20 protein-coding genes, 6 tRNA genes and 1 riboswitch are annotated in these 18,660 nt (G+C 31.0%); of the genes, 11 read left to right on the top strand and 15 right to left on the bottom strand.

Annotated features, from left to right (window positions below; translation table 11 throughout):
* Positions 1 to 39 precede the first annotated feature (39 nt).
* The 7 genes from V2W16_RS09320 (at position 40) to V2W16_RS09290 (ending at position 1,090) form a co-directional block, all read left to right on the top strand.
* Positions 40 to 115: transfer RNA gene (locus V2W16_RS09320), tRNA-Val, on the top strand.
* Positions 116 to 139: 24 nt separating this feature from the next.
* Positions 140 to 216, top strand: a tRNA-Asp gene (locus V2W16_RS09315).
* Between the two features lie 6 nt (positions 217 to 222).
* Positions 223 to 298, top strand: a tRNA-Phe gene (locus V2W16_RS09310).
* 6 nt (positions 299 to 304) lie between these two features.
* Positions 305 to 379, top strand: a tRNA-Gly gene (locus V2W16_RS09305).
* Positions 380 to 388: 9 nt separating this feature from the next.
* Positions 389 to 462 (top strand) — tRNA-Cys (locus V2W16_RS09300).
* 11 nt (positions 463 to 473) lie between these two features.
* Positions 474 to 562: transfer RNA gene (locus V2W16_RS09295), tRNA-Leu, on the top strand.
* 99 nt (positions 563 to 661) lie between these two features.
* Positions 662 to 1,090 carry a hypothetical protein gene (locus V2W16_RS09290; protein ID WP_329384789.1) on the top strand — a complete coding sequence of 143 codons (429 nt, stop codon included), beginning with the start codon at positions 662 to 664 and terminating at the stop codon, positions 1,088 to 1,090.
* Between the two features lie 351 nt (positions 1,091 to 1,441).
* Here the strand turns inward: V2W16_RS09290 and V2W16_RS09285 are convergent, their stop codons facing one another.
* From V2W16_RS09285 to V2W16_RS09230, 12 genes are all read right to left on the bottom strand, one after another.
* On the bottom strand, positions 1,442 to 2,740 hold the full coding sequence (locus V2W16_RS09285) for an NAD(P)H-dependent oxidoreductase (RefSeq protein ID WP_329384786.1): 1,299 nt from the start codon (positions 2,738 to 2,740) through the stop codon (positions 1,442 to 1,444).
* Positions 2,740 to 3,111 (bottom strand): PTS glucitol/sorbitol transporter subunit IIA, encoded by a 372-nt coding sequence (locus tag V2W16_RS09280; RefSeq protein WP_253229563.1) that lies wholly within the window; start codon positions 3,109 to 3,111, stop codon positions 2,740 to 2,742. Before V2W16_RS09280 ends, V2W16_RS09285 begins: the two co-directional genes overlap by 1 nt.
* 39 nt (positions 3,112 to 3,150) lie before the next feature.
* Positions 3,151 to 4,137 carry a PTS glucitol/sorbitol transporter subunit IIB gene (gene srlE, locus V2W16_RS09275; protein WP_329384782.1) on the bottom strand — a complete coding sequence of 329 codons (987 nt, stop codon included), beginning with the start codon at positions 4,135 to 4,137 and terminating at the stop codon, positions 3,151 to 3,153.
* A gap of 14 nt (positions 4,138 to 4,151) precedes the next feature.
* On the bottom strand, positions 4,152 to 4,679 hold the full coding sequence (gene srlA / locus V2W16_RS09270; protein ID WP_329384778.1) for a PTS glucitol/sorbitol transporter subunit IIC: 528 nt from the start codon (positions 4,677 to 4,679) through the stop codon (positions 4,152 to 4,154).
* Between the two features lie 61 nt (positions 4,680 to 4,740).
* Positions 4,741 to 5,184: a transcriptional regulator GutM gene (locus V2W16_RS09265; RefSeq protein WP_329384775.1), complete on the bottom strand. Its 444-nt coding sequence runs from the start codon at positions 5,182 to 5,184 to the stop codon at positions 4,741 to 4,743.
* Positions 5,185 to 5,198: 14 nt separating this feature from the next.
* Positions 5,199 to 6,143: a sugar-binding transcriptional regulator gene (locus V2W16_RS09260; RefSeq protein ID WP_329384772.1), complete on the bottom strand. Its 945-nt coding sequence runs from the start codon at positions 6,141 to 6,143 to the stop codon at positions 5,199 to 5,201.
* A 172-nt stretch (positions 6,144 to 6,315) separates the two neighbouring features.
* Entirely contained in the window at positions 6,316 to 7,716 is a 1,401-nt protein-coding gene (locus tag V2W16_RS09255) for a polysaccharide deacetylase family protein (RefSeq protein ID WP_329384769.1), read from the bottom strand.
* Positions 7,717 to 7,838: 122 nt separating this feature from the next.
* On the bottom strand, positions 7,839 to 8,618 hold the full coding sequence (locus V2W16_RS09250; RefSeq protein WP_329384766.1) for a ParB/RepB/Spo0J family partition protein: 780 nt from the start codon (positions 8,616 to 8,618) through the stop codon (positions 7,839 to 7,841).
* 1 nt (position 8,619) lies between these two features.
* A complete protein-coding gene (gene mnmG, locus V2W16_RS09245; protein WP_329384763.1) occupies positions 8,620 to 10,506 on the bottom strand; it encodes a tRNA uridine-5-carboxymethylaminomethyl(34) synthesis enzyme MnmG in 1,887 nt (628 codons plus the stop codon).
* Between the two features lie 8 nt (positions 10,507 to 10,514).
* The gene (mnmE, locus tag V2W16_RS09240) at positions 10,515 to 11,891 is read right to left on the bottom strand and encodes a tRNA uridine-5-carboxymethylaminomethyl(34) synthesis GTPase MnmE (protein ID WP_329384760.1); all 1,377 of its coding nucleotides are present in this window, start codon (positions 11,889 to 11,891) and stop codon (positions 10,515 to 10,517) included.
* 161 nt (positions 11,892 to 12,052) lie between these two features.
* Positions 12,053 to 12,643: a hypothetical protein gene (locus V2W16_RS09235; protein ID WP_329384756.1), complete on the bottom strand. Its 591-nt coding sequence runs from the start codon at positions 12,641 to 12,643 to the stop codon at positions 12,053 to 12,055.
* 1 nt (position 12,644) lies between these two features.
* Positions 12,645 to 13,598 carry a 3'-5' exoribonuclease YhaM family protein gene (locus V2W16_RS09230; RefSeq protein ID WP_329384753.1) on the bottom strand — a complete coding sequence of 318 codons (954 nt, stop codon included), beginning with the start codon at positions 13,596 to 13,598 and terminating at the stop codon, positions 12,645 to 12,647.
* A 94-nt stretch (positions 13,599 to 13,692) separates the two neighbouring features.
* On the opposite strand from V2W16_RS09230, the gene V2W16_RS09225 reads away from it, so the two are divergent.
* The 4 genes from V2W16_RS09225 (at position 13,693) to V2W16_RS09210 (ending at position 17,256) form a co-directional block, all read left to right on the top strand.
* On the top strand, positions 13,693 to 14,694 hold the full coding sequence (locus V2W16_RS09225) for a DnaD domain-containing protein (protein WP_138268635.1): 1,002 nt from the start codon (positions 13,693 to 13,695) through the stop codon (positions 14,692 to 14,694).
* A 2-nt stretch (positions 14,695 to 14,696) separates the two neighbouring features.
* Complete coding sequence (locus V2W16_RS09220) at positions 14,697 to 15,638, top strand: ATP-binding protein (RefSeq protein WP_138268634.1); 942 nt, start codon at positions 14,697 to 14,699, stop codon at positions 15,636 to 15,638.
* A 95-nt stretch (positions 15,639 to 15,733) separates the two neighbouring features.
* Positions 15,734 to 17,077 (top strand): butyryl-CoA:acetate CoA-transferase, encoded by a 1,344-nt coding sequence (locus V2W16_RS09215; RefSeq protein WP_329384747.1) that lies wholly within the window; start codon positions 15,734 to 15,736, stop codon positions 17,075 to 17,077.
* Between the two features lie 2 nt (positions 17,078 to 17,079).
* Positions 17,080 to 17,256: a DUF6440 family protein gene (locus tag V2W16_RS09210; RefSeq protein WP_329384743.1), complete on the top strand. Its 177-nt coding sequence runs from the start codon at positions 17,080 to 17,082 to the stop codon at positions 17,254 to 17,256.
* Between the two features lie 11 nt (positions 17,257 to 17,267).
* Here the strand turns inward: V2W16_RS09210 and V2W16_RS09205 are convergent, their stop codons facing one another.
* From V2W16_RS09205 to V2W16_RS09195, 3 genes are all read right to left on the bottom strand, one after another.
* Positions 17,268 to 17,711: a helix-turn-helix domain-containing protein gene (locus V2W16_RS09205; RefSeq protein WP_329384739.1), complete on the bottom strand. Its 444-nt coding sequence runs from the start codon at positions 17,709 to 17,711 to the stop codon at positions 17,268 to 17,270.
* Positions 17,712 to 17,829: 118 nt separating this feature from the next.
* On the bottom strand, positions 17,830 to 18,225 hold the full coding sequence (locus tag V2W16_RS09200) for an energy-coupled thiamine transporter ThiT (RefSeq protein WP_329384736.1): 396 nt from the start codon (positions 18,223 to 18,225) through the stop codon (positions 17,830 to 17,832).
* Positions 18,149 to 18,493: a hypothetical protein gene (locus tag V2W16_RS09195; protein ID WP_329384733.1), complete on the bottom strand. Its 345-nt coding sequence runs from the start codon at positions 18,491 to 18,493 to the stop codon at positions 18,149 to 18,151. Before V2W16_RS09195 ends, V2W16_RS09200 begins: the two co-directional genes overlap by 77 nt.
* Before the next feature lie 33 nt (positions 18,494 to 18,526).
* Positions 18,527 to 18,627: riboswitch (TPP riboswitch) on the bottom strand.
* Positions 18,628 to 18,660: the final 33 nt, after the last annotated feature.

Genomic DNA, 18,660 nt, shown 5'->3' with positions numbered 1-18,660 from the left:
TAATAAATCAGCGCTGAAAAAGTGGCAACAAAAAAAAATGGTCGCATAGCTCAGCTGGGAGAGCACCTGCCTTACAAGCAGGGGGTCATAGGTTCGAGCCCTATTGCGACCACCATTAAAAAATTAATATTAAGAATGCGGCTCGGTAGTTCAGCTGGTTAGAATGCTAGCCTGTCACGCTAGAGGTCGAGGGTTCGAGTCCCTTCCGAGTCGCCATTTTATGCCCAGGTAGCTCAGTCGGTAGAGCAGCGGACTGAAAATCCGCGTGTCGGTGGTTCGATCCCGCCCTTGGGCACCATCTTAAGCGAAAGTGGCTCAGTGGTAGAGCATCGCCTTGCCAAGGCGAGGGTCGCGAGTTCGAATCTCGTCTTTCGCTCCATTTTTTTTAGGCGGCATAGCCAAGTGGTAAGGCAAGGGTCTGCAACACCCGTATCCCCAGTTCGAGTCTGGGTGCCGCCTCCATTTTATCTTAAGCCGAAGTGGCGAAATTGGCAGACGCACAGGACTTAAAATCCTGCGATCCTTACCGATCGTACCGGTTCGACTCCGGTCTTCGGCACCATCCTTTTATGTTAGACCTCAAGGTCTTTTTTTTATATTTTTTTCTCTTCCTTTGTGATATCATTAACTTATAATATAAGTTTCAAGGAGGGAATAAATTATGAAACTAAAAAAATTATTAGCATTATTAATTGTTGCTCTTATGGCTGTTTCTTTCGTTGCATGCGGAGGAGAAACAAGCAGTTCTGGTGAAACACAAACAAGCGAACCTAAAATCACAGTAGAAGAATTCAAAGCTGAACTTAAAAATCTTGGAATCGAAGGAACAGAATCAGAAACAATGTACGAACTTGTAGGTGCAACTGCGGGATTTAAATTTACAGCCGATGATAAAACTTTAGAATTATATACATTTGATAAAGATTCAGATGCATATAAAAATGCTGAAAAAGATGGTAAATTAACAATGGAATCTCTTGGAAGCGAAATAACAGAAAATGTTACAGTTGCAAACGGATATGCTATTATACTTCCTACAGATTTCCCTCAACACGATGCTGTTCTTGACTTATTTAACAGATTACAATAATAAATGATATATTACAAACTTTTCTTAAACAACATATATTTAATAATTTTTGAAAAACATTATAAGACTTCATAAAAAGCCATTTAAACAAAATAAATAATACATAGGTTAGAGTTGTTAGTTATATATATTCTCCTTCAAATAAAGCTTACAAAGCCATAAATACAAATTAAAATATATACAATGCTCTTAATCATATTTTATTAAAATATATATCATTTATTACTGTATTCATTATATACTTATATTAATAACATTATTTATTATGTTTTTAATATAATTAAAATAATAAACCCAAATATGAATTAAATTTCATATTTGGGTTTATTTAAATCAAAATGTTATATTATTTTATCCAAAAAATCTATCTTGTAATTTTCTAAGTTGTACAATTAATGAATTATCATCTAAATCAACCATATCATATGTGATTGTTTGTCCTTTTTTAACATCTTTAAGAAGTTTTGTATTCTTTGTAATAACGCCCAAAGGAACTCCGTTATCTTTAAGCATGTTTTCGTGTGTATCAACAACACCGTATACAGTGTATCCGCCAATACCGTCAAGCATTTCGCCTGCTTTTAAATCTTTCTTAGCAACTGCTACTGTTTCACAAACTAAACCACCGTCCATAGGAACTAATGTTGAAGTATTGTCAACAACTGCTTTTGCTACTGTTAATGGTGTTTCTAAAGAACATAAATGATAAGGTCTGTATAATACCCAGTTAGGACCTTCGCCCATGCTTAGGTAATTCATTTCATGTTTAACAAAAGGAAGATCGCTTGAAATGATTACAAATACACCAGGAGCAATACCGTTTACCCATTCAACTTTTCCATATCCATTTTGAAGAATACCACCTTCTTCAGTAGGTCTAAATAAGTTAGGTAAATCTTTTACTTCAGCTTCAGGTCCATGACCTCCTCTGATATCAGGAATAAAGCCTGTTGCGTTAGCCATAGCAGTAAGTTCAACCATTGTTTTTGTTCCGTCTGTAAATGCTGTTTGCATCTTAGGACTAACACCTCTCTTAGCTGCATATTCAGCTAATGTTGTAGGGTTTGCATCATAGTCGATTTTATTGTTTTTACCTTTACCTATAACTCTTACATCAAATCCTGCAGCTGTTGCAAAGTCATATAATTCTTTAACAGCACCAGGTTCGTCCCCTGCACTACCTGTATAGATAACACCTGCATTATCAGCTAATTTTTTAAGCATAGGTCCGATAACAACATCTGTTTCAACATTTAACATACAAATATGTTTACCTTCGTTTATTGCATCAATAGCAACTCTTGCACCTACTTCAGGAACTCCTGTAGCATCAACTGCAGCTTGAATAAGGTTTGCTTTTGCACCAAGTTCTGAATTTTCTGTTGCAATATACTTACCTTTTTCAAGATATGCATTGGCTTCACTTAATTTATTTGTTATAATATAATCATCTTTGGTTAATCCAGAGTTTTCAAATGCGGCAATGACATTATCAATATTAATGTCAGCAACAATTGCGGGCTTCATACCTTTCATCCTGATCATTTGACTGGTCATGCCCCTGCCCATTTGTCCTGCTCCTATTATACTGGTCATAATAGGAGCATTTTTTTCTTCTAGCTCTGCTAATTTGTAATTCATTCTTAACATTATTCGTTTCCTCCTAAAAATTGTATTTTAATGTAATCTCCCACCTTTAAATCTGGAAGTTTTTCACCTTTTAATTGGATTTGTCCGGGAAGTTCTACGCTGTCTTTTCCTCCAAATACCAAACAACAATGTCCCAACATTTTTAATGTTTCTTTCGCTTCTGAGCCTACGGCAGTAACAAGATAATCATCTTCACCAAGAGAAATAATATCACCCACACAAACATCCCTTGTTAATTCTTGCTTTTCATGTAAAATAGATAATTCCGCAAGTTCAACTGGAGCATCATCATTAAACAGTATAAGCATATTTTCTTGTAAAAAATCTAAAGCCATGTCGCCAAATCCGGTTATTTTTGATATATAATTCATATTATGTACTTTCCTTACGTTTAAAATTTTTTATGTCTATTAATATAATCCAAATGAACAGAAGTATGCGATTATAACCGCAATAGGTCCTGTAATAAGTCTAGAGAATAACATTGCAGGAACCCCGATTTCAACTGTAGAAGGTTCAGCTTCCCCTAAAGATAATCCAACAGGAACGAAGTCAGCACCAACTTGAGCATCTATAGCAAATAATGCTGGTAATGCATATGTTGGAGGAATAGTTCCTTTTGCAATTTCAGCACCAACTAATACACCTACTACTTGAGCAATAACTGCCCCTGGTCCAAGAACAGGTGATAAGAATGGAATCGCACAGATTATTGATAAAACAATCATTCCTGGAAGAGAACCAGCAAGAGGACTTATAGCTTTTGCTATTACATCACCAATACCTGATGCAGAAATTATACCAAGAAGCATACTAACGAATGCCATAAATGGTAAAATATTTCTTATTGTAGTATCAATAGCATCTCTACCTGCTGCGAAGAATTTATTTACAACTCCACCAACTGCTTTACCTATTTTTGCAATAACTCCAACTAAACCTTTTTGTTCTGGTCCGTTATTTTGACTAGATGATGGTTTAACTTCTTCTGTAACAGCTGAAGGTTCTTCATCACTAACTTCACCTTCATATAATGTTACGTTATTTTCTTTAACGTCTGATACATATATTTCTTCTTTAATATATTGTGCAAGTGGTCCAACAGCTCCTACAGCGTTAAGGTTAATTGTATAAACGCCTTTTTTAGGATAAACACCACATCTTGCAGTACCGCCACAATCAACGATAACTACAGCCATTTCTTCATCAGGTACACCTGTAGAGAAAGCATCAACGGCTTGTGCTCCCGTTAAGTCTGCAATATATTGTGCAAGAGGATGAATTCCACCACCTGTAACACTGGCAATTTTATTTTTCTTTTCAGTTGGTTTAATAATTAACGGTCCACCCCAACCTTGAGAACCTTTTTCGATCTTAACTGCTTTATAATTACTCATATCTTTTCCCCTTTCTATGCATCTGCACTTTTCTTACTACTCATAATTGCATATAATCTTTCAGTAACAACACCTCTGATTAAGATTACAACAACACCAACCAAGAAATATCTTAAAGCAAGTGGTGTAGTACTTAAACCTAATGCTGTAATACCATTTGCAATACCTAAGTAAACAAATAATTCACCGGCATTTGCATGAGGGAATAAACCTGTTATTGGATGACAGAATGAAACCGTAGAATCGTAAAATGCAACTTTATGTTCTTCTTTTAAGAAACGACCAAATGAATACGCCATTGGATTACATAAGAAAAACATAGCTAAAACAGGCATTAAAGTATATCTTGTTATAAAACTCTTAGATAATACTTTCATAGCTTTATCTACTCTTTCTTCACCTATAATTTTAATTAAAGCATTAATAGCTGTAATTAAAACGATAAGAGTAGGTATGATACCTGTAACCCATCCAACAAAAGTTTCACCTCCTGCGTTAAATAGTCCGATAAAACCTTCTGCAAGTTTTGTCAAGAATTCCATAAAAAATTCTCCTTTCTATATTTTTTATTTATGAAAGACAACTTCTGCCTTAACATACAATTTATTCAAGTACTTCTTTTAATTCATCTCCTTCTTCTTCAATCTCTTGAGAATTATTTTTTTCTATTATTCCAATCAAACCGTTTACAACTTGAAGTAAAGAACTTCCTTTTTTCTTTCTTCTCTTACTTCTGATTTTTTTCATTTTCTCTTCTTCTTCTTCTTTTAAGTCATAAATGGACTGTCCATTTAAAACATCGAAATCTTTAAATCTGGCAAAAACACTAAACCCTTTCATGATTTTACCTTTTGTAACATAACCATTGTTGTCACAAGCCAAAATCAGAATAACTCCATATATAAAATATTGCTTATCTTTGCCTACGCTTACATTTCCATATTTTCGAATCTCATTAAATGATATAGTAAAATCTTTAGCTTGTTTATAAGTTAAAATTGAATTAAAAACCATAAGAACAAAAGCTACAGCAAAAATCTTCCACATAATATTCCTCCGATTTAATCTTCAAGCAATAATTTTGCAGTGCTTGAATTTGTTACAAGAACATTTACAATCTTTCCGTTTAAAGCTCCTTTTATTGCCTTAACTTTCTCTTCCCCTGCGCTTATCCCAACAACTCGTCTTACTTTCTTTAAAGACTCTAAATTTATTCCAAATATATCATTATTATATGAATAGTCTGTATTACCTTCTATATCATACATTTGAAGACATATGTCGCCTACGATTCCACTGTTTTTCATTTCAACAATATCTTCTTTCTTATAATATCCTGTTTCCATCATTGTTGAACCGGGAACAGCTGTACCTATACCAACAACTGCAGTCGTAATTCTATCCAATAAATCAAAAACTTGTTTTATATGAATATCATTTTTTAGGCTAAGCATTAAATTGGGATCTGCTATCATTGCCGGTGCATGAAGAAGATGATATTCTCCCCCAAAAGCTCTAAAGAAATCAATTACTATTTGATTACAATGAAGTTCAATACCAACTTGCCCCATTCCTCCAAGTAGAGGCACAAAAGAAATATCTCTTGGCTTATCTTGATGAACATATTGTGCTATGGTTTTTATTGTTTTCCCCATCGATAACCCAACAATTTCCCCATCTTTCAAAACTCTTTGCAAAAATTCTGCACAAGCTTTACCAAGAGCGTCTCTTTCATAAGAAGCATCAGTAACATCTTCAGCAATAATAACTTCTTTTAAGTGAAATTTTTCTTCTAATTGTTTTTCTAGCTTGTAATAATCATTTTTCAAAGGATTTATAACTTCTATTTTGACAATCCCTTCGCTTTTTGCATTTTTTAAAATTCTGGATATTGTCGCTCTGGATATTGAAAGTTTGGAAGCAATTTCTTCTTGTTTCATATCATTGTTATAGTATAAGTCACATACTTTAACCATTAATTTAGTATCATCAGAAACTTTTTTCAAAATTCTTCTCATCCCTTTCCGTTGAAAAATATTTCCATTTAATTTATTTTTACATTTGTTCAATATTTGAAAAAATGTTCTTTTTATGCTCTTATAATAAATCAAAACCAATCAAAAGTCAACCTTTATTTGCAAAATTTATAATAAAAAAAACACGCCTAATAGACGTGTTTTAATTATTAACCCCATGATGAGGCGCAAAAGAGTTATCATCAATAGCCTTAAATTTATAACCTCTATCTTTGTAATATTTAATTATTTTAGGAAGAGCTTCAACAGTAGTATCTTTCGCATCAGTATCATGAAAAAGTATATTAATATTGTTTTCACTACAATTAGTTGCATTTTCAACAAGCTTACCTACAGCTACATTATTTCCGGAAGCATCTGTAGAATCACAATTCCAATCGTAATATTGATACCCTCTGTTTTGAACCTCTTTTGTAAGATATGTCATAATACCTTTTTTATATGCACTGCTTATTGTGTTAGATGAACCTCCTGGAAATCTTATATATTTAGGTGAATAACCAAGAATTCCTTTTAACATATTCTCAAGTTTGTTTAAATCATCAAAATACGAATATTTAGATTTATATACTTTTGCATAATCATGTGTATATGTATGAAGCCCAATTGTATGCCCTTTATCATGAGCTGTCTTTATTAAATAATTATATTCTTTATTATTTCCAGTTACAAAAAATGTTGCTTTCGCATCATATTTATCAAGTATATCAAGTATCTTTTTAGTATTGGAAGAAGGTCCGTCATCAAAAGTCAAATATACTACTTTTTCCTGACTTTCATCTGTTGTGCCTATCGCCTTTACAACATTAACCTCTCTTTTTACAATACTAACATTACCGGCTCTATCAATAGCTTTATATGTAACAAAATATTTACCTTCTTTGTTAGGATTAAAATTTCCTTTTTCCAAAATAAGTTTAGGGTTTGGATCATGATCATCTTTCACAATAACATCTTTTTCCCAACCATTATCCCCGCCAATAACCACATCAATTGCAGATATATTTTTTATCTCCGGTCCTTTGTTATCTTCAATTACATGAACAATAGTATTTTTACTTGTACTGTTATCATAAATATCACTGACAATAACCTCTACATCATAATCGCCTACGTCATCAAACTCATAATCTTCTTTAAAAGATACTGTTGTTTTACTTGTATCTTTTACATCTTTTACCAATTCTTTTGGATCTAATTTTACTCTGTTTTCTATGGTAATTTCTTTTACATTAAAAACAGGAGGTGTTGTATCAACAACATTTACACTAACAGGATATTCCTTATTTTTGTATTTATAAATAATAGAATATTCGCCTACTTTATTAGTATCTAAATTCTTTTTATCTATTAAAACATCTTTTTTATCACCAAAAACAACATACTTTATGTTACTTTCAGGATTAAATTCATGCTTAACTTCTACCTCAATATTTTTATCTTTTAAAGATAATGGACTTATAAAAATTTTAAACACTCCAATTAAACAAATTAATGCTATTATTCCAAAAAAAACATATTTTTTATTAATTCTCATTTTCATAGCAAATGCCTCTTTCATATTCAGTGGAGTGATTATATCAAATTTCGACATAACAGGCAATAAACAAAAAATTAAGTGAAAATTAAATTTTTATTAACTAAAAAAAGCATACTGAGTATGCTTTATTTTTTAGGAATTGTTATAACAACTTCAATTCTATCGTCATAATCTTTTTCTTTATAATCACAGTCAAGCCCTGTATTAAAAATACTTTTATAAGCTTGTTTTATAGTGTTTGTGTATATTTTGTAATTGAAAATATTCTTTACGTTTGTTTTTGAAGAATTAACAATAACTTCTTGTTTTAATCTTTCAACCAAAAGCTCTGAATTTTTAACATTCAAATCTTTTTTAGCCATTTCCTTTGCAGCCTTTACTCTCATTTTCCTGTCAGGAAGAGATAAAAGACATCTTGCATGACGCTGAGTAAGATTATTTTTTATTATTATTTCCAAAACTTCTTCATCAAGATTCAAAAGTCTTACCAAATTTGATATTGTAGACTGTTTTTTTCCTATCTTTTTTGATAATGCTTCTTGACTAATACCATATTCACTCATTATTTTTTTATAACTTAAAGCTTCTTCATAAAAGTTCAAGTCTTCTCTTTGAATGTTTTCAATTAAAGCTATTAAATCATTTTCTTCATTGTTTATATTGGCAATAATACAAGGAATATTCTCTAACCCTGCAATCTTAGCTGCTCTTAATCTTCTTTCACCACTTACAACCTCATATAAACCATCTTCACTTTCTCTTACTGTAATGGGTTGAATTATACCTAAACTTTTTATTGATTCGGCAAGTTCGTTTATACTTTCTTCATCAAAAAATTTTCTTGGTTGTTCTTTATTTGCTTTGATTAATTCTATGTTAATTTCATTTATATTCTTATCTGACACTTTATTCTCCCCTTTTGGTATTTTTTGCAAGCTCGATTAAAAGCACATTTATATCTGCAGGAGAAACTCCTGATATTCTTGAAGCCTGTCCTAAATTCTTCGGTCTTATATCTTCAAGCTTTTGTCTTGCTTCCAATCTTAAATTCTTTATTTCATTATAATCTATATCATCAGGCAACAGTTTCTTTTCCATTGACTTAAATTTTTCAATACTTGCCTGTTGTTTTAAAATATAGTCTTCATACTTTATTTGAATTTCTACCTGCTCACAAGCTCTCTTAGAAAGAGACGGTCTGTTTTCATCAAAAATAATTGTATCTTTATATGAAAGATCAGGTCTTTTAATCAAATCATATAATGTAACAGCATTTCTTAATGGAGTTGTTCCAATTTCAACGAGTTTTTGATTATTTTCCTTGTTAGGAGTTATTTTAATTCCTTTTAATCTTTCTTTTTCACCTTCAACGGCATTTTTATATTTTATTAAATTATTATACCTTTCTTCACTTATAAGACCTTGCTCATAACCATAAGGAGTAAGTCTTAAATCCGCATTATCTTGTCTTAATAATAATCTATATTCAACCCTTGAAGTAAACATTCTGTAAGGTTCTTTTGTTCCCTTTGTTGTAATATCATCAATCAATACACCTATATAACTACTTGCTCTGTCAAGCACTAAAGGTTCTTTTCCCTGAACATAATTTGAAGCATTTATTCCTGCTATTATACCTTGTGCAGCAGCTTCTTCATATCCACTTGTGCCGTTTATTTGTCCGGCTGTAAAGAAGCCTTTAAGTACCTTACTTTCAAGAGAAAGGCTTATTTGCGTAGGTTCTATTGCATCATATTCTATTGCATAAGCAACCCTCATTATCTCAACATTTTCAAGTCCTTTAATAGTTCTTAAAAAAGCAACTTGAACATCTTCAGGTAAAGAAGAGCTCATTCCTTGAAGGTACATTTCATTTGTATTTAATCCTTCAGGCTCTACAAAAAGCTGATGCTTTTCTTTATCGGCAAATCTAACTATTTTATCTTCAATACTTGGACAATATCTTGGGCCAACGCCTTTTATATTACCGCTAAATAGTGGTGAACGATGAAGATTTGCTTTTATTACATCATGTGTATTCTTGTTTGTATAAGCAAGGTAACAAGGCTGTTCATCAAATTCAATATCTTTACCTTCATTCTCAAAAGAAAAAGGAGTTATTTCCTTATCTCCATATTGAATTTCCATTTTTGAAAAATCAATACTTCTTTTATTTACCCTTGCAGGAGTTCCTGTTTTTAATCTTAATAATTTAAAACCTAAATTTTTCAAGCTGTCACTTAACTTATTTGCTGCAAATATACCGTTAGGTCCTCCCGAATAACTTACATCACCTATGATTATTCTTCCTTTTAAGTATGTTCCTGAACAAAGAACAATTGCTTTTGTATAATATATTGCACCTGTATTTGTAACAATACCTTTTACTTTTCCGTCTTCTGTTAAAATTTCAACAGCTTCTTGTTGTTTTAAATCAAGGTTATCAGTATTCTCTATTACAAGCTTCATTTCTTCTTGATATCTTTTTTTATCAGCTTGCGCTCTCAAAGATTGTACGGCTACACCTTTTGCAGTATTTAAAGTTTTGATTTGGATAAAAGTTTTATCTATATTTTTACCCATTTCACCGCCTAATGCATCTATTTCTCTTACCAAATGACCTTTACCAGTACCGCCTATTGAAGGGTTACAAGGCATCATTGCAAGAGCTTCCAAATTCAATGTTAAAAGAAGAGTCTTGCTTCCTTTTCTTGCACTTGCAAGAGCAGCTTCACAGCCTGCATGACCGGCACCGATAACTATTACTTCATATTCTCCAGCTAAAAAACTCATATTTACCTCTACTTTCCTAAACAGAAATTCTTAAATATTTCATCTATAATATCTTCACTTGTGGTTTCTCCAGTAATTTCTCCCAGTTTTGAAAGAGCTGAATTTATGTCTATTTCAACCAAATCAACTTCTAATCCAGAGTGAACCATCTCTACTGCATGATCAAAATCTTCTTTTGCTCCAAGTAAAAGATTTTTATGTCTTACATTACTTACAAGTATTTCTCCAACTTCATCATTATCATTTACTTTGGCTATATCATAAATTGCATTTTCGATTTTTTCTATTCCCTCTTGTTTTAGCGCAGATATTTCTATTGTTTTATAATTTTCAAAAGCATTTATTGTTTCTTCATTTACATCTAAATCCATTTTGTTTAAAACAACGATTATATCTTTATTTTCAGGAAGCATTTTTATTATTTCAATATCTTCACTGTCTAAAGCACGAGAAGAATCTATGCAAAATAAAATTATATTACTATCTTCAAGCATTGATATAGACTTATCTATTCCTATTTGCTCAACTTTATTATCGGCATTTCTTATTCCTGCGGTATCAATGAATTTAACAGGAACACCTTTTATATTTACAACTTCATCAACGATATCCCTTGTTGTTCCTGCCTCGTCTGTTACAATTGCTTTATTTTCGTTTATAAGTGCATTTAAAAGCTGAGATTTTCCTACATTGGGTTTACCTATTATGGCAACTTTTATCCCCTCTTTAAGAATTTCACCTTTTTCAAAAGTTGATATAATTTTCTTTAACTTAAAAGACATTTTTTCTATTAAATCAACAATCTCATTATCCGTTAAATCTTCTTCATCATATTCAGGATATTGAATTGTTACTTCAAGTCTCGCAAGCATATTTGTAATATCCGCTTTTATTTCATCTATTTTTTCTGATAAATCACCTTTTAAAGAGTTCATGGCACTTTTTGCAAAACTATTTGTTTTAGCCATAATCAAATCACTTATTGCCTCAGCTTGAACCAAGTCTATTCTGCCATTCAAGAAAGCTCTCTTTGTAAACTCTCCTGCGTCGGCAAGTCTTGCTCCGCTTTCCAAAACCAATGCTAAAACCCTTGAAGTTACACTCATTCCCCCATGACAGTTTATTTCAGTTACATCTTCTGCCGTAAAAGAATGTGGTGCACACATCTTTGATACCAAAACTTCGTCAACAACTTCGTTTGTTTTTGGATCTATTATATGTCCATAATTTATGGTGTTTTTACTAACATCATGTATGGTTTTATTTTTCATTTTAAAAATTTTATCTGTAACATCAAAAGCATCACTACCGCTTATTCTTATTATAGAAACGCCCCCATAACCTGAAGGAGTTGCAATAGCAGCAATTGTATCTTCTTTAAACATAATTTACCTCTTTAAAATATTTCCTAAAAATTTATAAATATTTCCCGTATAACTTTTAAATTATATCATACAGATTTTTAAAAAGCTATATTCTTTTAAATTAAAGAATATATTTTGTAAAATAAATTAAAACCATGTCTATTAGACATGGTTTTATAATGTTATTTTCTTCTTTTTCCTCTTTTTTTCTTATTAGGTCTTACACCATAATAATTTGCAGGTTTACCTTTTACTCCAACATTAACCCTTAGAATTTTATCAACATCGTCTTTATCTTCATAATCTAAAAACATAATTTGAGTTGCATTTAACATTCCTGATTTAGGTTTTACCTTTAATGATAGACCTTTATGTTGTTTTCTTTGTAAAATTTCGTATGAATCTATTTTTTCATATACCAATGCACCAGTCATTGATCTTACACCATATTGATAAAGACCTCTTCCTCCAAGTATACACATAAAAATAGAATAAGTTGCAAAGCCAAAATAAACACCAATTAATCCCATACAATAAAAGAATATTGTTGCATTTAAGAAACCAAGAATATCAATAATCAATATAGCAGCAATTACCAAAACAAAATATAAAACCTGCCATTTAAAATCAGTATTCCCAAGTCCTTTCGGTGCAGCGTAAACCATCTTACCTAATTTTTTATTGTTTTTTGAAAATCCTATAATTTTTATTGCAAGCATACCAAAGTAGCCTATACAAAAAATAACTAATGAAGCTGCAAGTTGTACACTCATGTTATTCCTCCTCCATACCTTCTATATTATAATGATATATATTTCTATTATCAAGCATTCTTACCCTGCTTGAAAATTCATTTTCTTTTGTAGCATTAAAAGCAGTTTGCATTTGATTCATTCTTGAATCCAAAATATCAAGATAATGAAGCATTTCTGCTTCCGGTATCATAGGATACTTTGGAGATCCAAACTCAGGATGATAATGATGAGAAAGAACCATATGTTTAAGCAAAAGCGGAACTTCACTTTCAATATTTAATGTCCTGCTTACATTATCTATTTCACAAATACACTGAATTATATGACCAAGAAGTTGTCCATCTTTTGTATAATTTTCAACAACACCCAAATCATTACATTCCATCTCTTCTGTTTTACATATATCATGAAGTATAACGCCTGCAAAAAGCAAATCTGTATTTAAAAATGTATATGTAGCACTAAGTTTTTTTGCATTTGTAAGCATTGTGAAAGTATGAAATAATAGTCCACTTTTCATAGCATGATGAAAAGATTTTGCCGCAGGATATGTTTTAAATTTGTATTCATACTTATCAATTAAAGTCTTTGTGATAAGTTTAACATCTTTATTTTTGAAATTATTTATAGTTAAAATAATTTCTTCAAACATCTTATCAGCATTCAAAGGAGCGGCTTCAACAAGCTTATTCATTTCTTCATCGTTCAATTTAACTTTTTCAATATGTTCAATCTTAACTTGAGGATTTGAACCAAAGCTGTCTACTTCACCGCTTACTTTTACAACATCACCGGCTTTAAAACTATCCTTTTGTTCTTCTTCCACATTCCATAATTTTGCGGCAATTTCACCGCTTTTATCTTTAAGGATTATATCAAGATAATCTTTACCTGTTCTTGTCTTTCTAAGCATAACGCTCTTTAAAATAAAATTATCGAATACCTTATCGCTAACTTTTAAATTACTAATCATTTACTACCTCGTAAAATTAAAATACATATTATATTCTACACTAAAGTTACAAAATATGCTATAATTGTTTTACTTTATTTTGGAGAAATTTTAAATGAATAGATTTGAATTTATAAACAACAACGATGATATAGGTGTAACAATAGTAGAAAATATTTTTATAAACCACTTTATGCCAATGGCAAGAGGAGATTATGTCAAAGTATATTTATATGGACTAAAATGTACACAAAGCTCAATTGCCGAAATGCCTTCAAATAAAAAAATCGCAAACACTCTTGGAATGAGTGAAGGTGATGTAGTAAAAGCGTTTAAATATTGGCATGAAAAACAAGTTTTAACTTTTATTCATACAGATAAAAGAAACTATGTAATTCAATATAAAAATATATCTACTATGATATTTACTCCTGAAAAATTCAAGAAAAACGGTTCTTACAGCGAAACAATAGAATATAACACCAAAAAACAAAGTTTATTTGACGAACTTAGTAAAGAATTTGAAGCTTCCATTGAGGAAGGTGGACTTGGAAGACCGATATCACATCAAGAAATGGAAATGTTCTCTGACTGGATGGAAGATTATTCTTTTAGTACAGAAACCGTTAAATTAATAGTAAATACATGTCTTATTAAAAGGAAAATAAAACAAAGAAAATATTGGAATGCAGTGGCAATGGACTTCCACTCAAAAGGAATAAAAACCTTTGACGAAGCCGCAATGGAATTTAACAAAAGCGATAAAAGATATCAAGAATATCAAAAAATATTTAAATATCTTGGACTTAATACAAGAGGAACATTTATTACAAAACCTGAAGAAAATCTTGTGGATAAATGGCTTGATGAATATAAATTAAGTATGGAACAAATTTTAAAAGCCTGTGACGAAACCATTGCAACAAACAAACCAAGCTTTAAATATGTTGATAGTGTAATTTATAGCATGTATATAAACAAAGATAAAAACACAAAACCTCAAAACAGCAATAAACAATATAATAAACCTTCAAGTACAAAAGAAACGATACAAGCAGATCTTGATTATGAATATTATAATGAAGAAGATATTATAAAAATGATGAGTGAGGATTAATCATGAATATTAACGAAAAAAAAATGATTGATTTTAACAATAAAAGACATTTAAAAGAAAAAGAATTAGAAAGAAAAATAGATTATGTAAAACAAAATTATCCTAAAATAAAGAAAATCCTTAACGAAATTAACGAACTTGGAATAAGCGCTTGTCTTGGTAATCTAAGTAGTGAAAAATACAAAGAAAAAGAAACAAAACTAAATAATCAATTAAGAGAAGAATTAATAAAAAAGGGTTTTGATGAAAATTTCTTGGAGGTAAAATACGACTGTAATAAATGCAAAGATACAGGATATATAAACGGACATATGTGTGATTGCTTAAAAGAATTTTTACATTTTAATGTAAAACCTCACCCTTTACTTTTTAGAAAGGGAAGCTTTGAAGAATTTAATGAAAATCTATTTACTAATGAATCAAAAAAAGGAGAAATATCACCAAGGGAAAATATTTTAAAAAATAAACAACAATCTTTAAGGTTTATAAATGAATTTAATGACAGTAATAATAACATAGGTTTACTAATGTCAGGTAAAGTTGGAAGTGGAAAGACTTTTCTTGCAGCTGCAACAGGAAAGGTTTTATTAAAAAAAGGATATAGTGTTGTTTGTTTAACTGCAAGAGAATTTGAAGATGCAATAAAAAATTTCTCTAATCCATCTTTAGAAGAAGATAAACAAAATATATTAAATGCAGATTTATTAATTCTTGATGACCTTGGAATAGAAACCCAAAGTGAATATGTTAACAATGAAATATTAAAATTAATTGATTATAGAATCACTTACAATAAAAAAATGATAATAACAACAAATCTTAATCTCAATGAAATAAGCGATAAATACAAATCAAGAATATATTCAAGGATAGTAAGTAATTTTAAATATTTACATTTTATCAGTTCAGATATAAGAATAAGAAATAAAATGAGAAAAAAATAAGTAATTTTTTACTGATTTAAAACTTTAAGCTATTGACCCTTAATAGTTATTAATGATAAAATATAAATAATTCAAATAAACGAGAGGATACTAATATGGATTATAAAAAAGAATATGAACAAAAATTAGTAAGTGCTGAACAAGCAGCAAAAACAGTAAAATCAGGCGATTGGATTGATTACGGTTGGACAGCAACAACTCCTGTTGCATTCGACAAAGAATTAGCAAAATTAATGCCTAACTTAAAAGACGTAAACGTAAGAGGCGGTATCTTAATGTGGGAACCTGAAATCTTCAAACTTGAAGATGCAAAAGATCATTTCACATGGAACTCTTGGCATATGGGCGGAATTGAAAGAAAAGCAGTGGCTAAAGGATTCTCATTCTATGCGCCAATTCGTTACTCAGAACTTCCAAGATACTATAGAGATGGAAATACTCCGGGAGCAGATGTTGCTGTTATGCAAGTTTCTCCAATGGATAACCATGGATACTTTAGTTTTGGACCAAGTGCTTCACACTTAATGGCTGTATGCGAAACAGCAAAAAAAGTTATTGTTGAAGTAAACGAAAATGTACCAAGATGTTTAGGCGGATTTGAATCTGCAGTTCATATCTCAAATGTAGATATGATTATCGAAGGAGACAACCCTCCAATGGCTGAAATGGGTGGCGGAGGAGCTGCAACAGACGTTGATAAAACAGTTGCAAAACTAATCGTTGAAGAAATCCCTAATGGAGCTTGTTTACAACTTGGTATCGGTGGAATGCCAAACGCAGTTGGTTCTTTAATCGCAGAATCAGACTTAAAAGACCTTGGTGTTCATACAGAAATGTTTGTAGACGGTTTTGTTGATATTGCAAACGCAGGCAAAATCAATGGTTCTAAAAAGAACTTAAACAGATTCCGTCAAACATATGCATTTGCAGCAGGTACAAAAAAATTATATGATTACTTAAATGACAACCCAGAATGTATGTCAGTTCCTGTTGATTATACAAACGATGTAAGAGTTATCTCTGAACATGATAACTTCATCTCAATCAACAATGCTGTTGATATTGACTTATTCGGACAAGTAAGCTCTGAATCTTCAGGAACAAAACAAATTTCTGGAGCAGGCGGACAACTTGACTTCGTTCTTGGTGCTTACTTATCAAAAGGAGGTAAAAGCTTTATCTGCTTATCTTCTACATTCAAAAACAAACAAGGTGAATTAAAATCTCGTATCTTACCAACACTTCACCCTGGTTCAGTAGTTACAGATACAAGAGCAAATACTCACTATGTTGTAACAGAATATGGTAAAGTAAACTTAAAAGGACTTTCTACATGGCAAAAAGCTGAAGCTTTAATCAGTGTTGCTCATCCTGACTTCAGAGAAGAACTTATTAAAGAAGCAGAAAAAATGAACATCTGGAGAAGAAGCAATAAATAACAATGAAAAAAAGATTCATAAAAGTTCATAGTGAAGGAACAATAAAAGGTAATGAAATTTGGGTTGACAGAGAAACAGGAGTAAATTATTTATTCCATTTCGACGGTAATGCAGGCGGACTTACACCTTTACTAAACAAAGACGGAAAACCTTTGGTTACTCCAATATATAATGAATAAAAAAGGACTGTTTAACAGTCCTTTTCTTTTTTTTCAATATTTAAAAACGCTTTATAAAATACATCTTTTAAAACGAGAACAGCATCTTCAAGAGAATAATCATATTTTTTCATTGCTTCTTTTATCATCTTCTCAAAATGAGATAAATAATAATCCATATCTATTTCATTTTGATACTTAGTTAAAATAGGATATACTTTGGTCCAATCCATTTCAAGCCCCTTTTCTCCATTTTTCACTTCAACCTTATAATTTTTTTCTTCACCTTTTAATAAATAATCTATACTTACCTCAAGTATATCACAAAGTTCTATAAGCTTATTTGTACCAACTAAAATAATATCCTGCTCCCATTTTGAAACTGTTTGTCTTGATACTCCAAGTTTTTCTGAAAGCTGTTCTTGTGTCAAATTAAGATTTCTTCTTTCACGTGCTATTCTTTGTCCTATACTCATAACATTCCTCCAAACTATATTAAAATAATTATAACACTAAAAACTAAATTATAAATATATTACAAAGTTCAAAAAGCACTCCTTAATAATAAAAAAGAAGAAGTAAAACACTTCTTCCTTAAATATTATTTTTAACTCTTTCAAATCCTTTTTTTACAGCCGGTATTGAAATTACAATAATTGTAAGAATTGCTTCAGCTCCTATATATATTCCGTTATATACCAAAGAATAAGCAAGTGGCGACCAGCCTGCCCAAGCATATTCAGCAAAAAATATAAACCCTGAAAGGACTGCAAAAATATATCTTCCGATAACACCAACTATATATCCCTTTAACAAACCGTTTTTTGATTTATAAAATATTCCGGATAAACCAAGAGCACCAAAAGCAAGTAAATAATCAACTATTACTTGCAAAGGAAAAACTATGTAAGGCTCAATAATCAGTTGCAAAATACCATATGCAGCACCTGTAAAAATACCTGTTGCAGGCCAAAAAAAATAACCCGCCAAGCATACAAAATAACATACTACATAAAGTTACGGAACCTCCAAATGGAAACTCATATACTTTAAGCATTGATGCTACTGTTCCAAGAGCAATAATCATTGCACAAAAAACCATTTTTTTGGTACTGATACTTTTTTGTTTTTCTTTCTTATTTGATTTTGATAAATATACACCTATAACCAATGCCGCAATAAGTAAAACTGCTAAAGTTATATATCCTATTGTTGTTGGCATATAACCGTCAGGTGTAGATGATACAAAAATTGACATAAAAATACCTCCTTTTATAAACATAGGAGGGGTTAAGAAAATATTTAGCTTCCTTACGCCGGCATAACCCGGATCAAGTAGTAAGGGTAAACACGAATAGTTCTCTCAGCCCATAGGCTCCCCTAGCTTATTTGTATTATTTTAATTTCACAATATTTTACCACTGA

Origin of the sequence: Anaerofustis butyriciformans (genome assembly GCF_036289385.1) — a bacterium.
GTDB lineage: Bacteria > Bacillota > Clostridia > Eubacteriales > Anaerofustaceae > Anaerofustis > Anaerofustis butyriciformans.
Note: the sequence above shows the minus strand (reverse complement) of the source record. Positions and strands in the feature narration are given on the sequence as shown.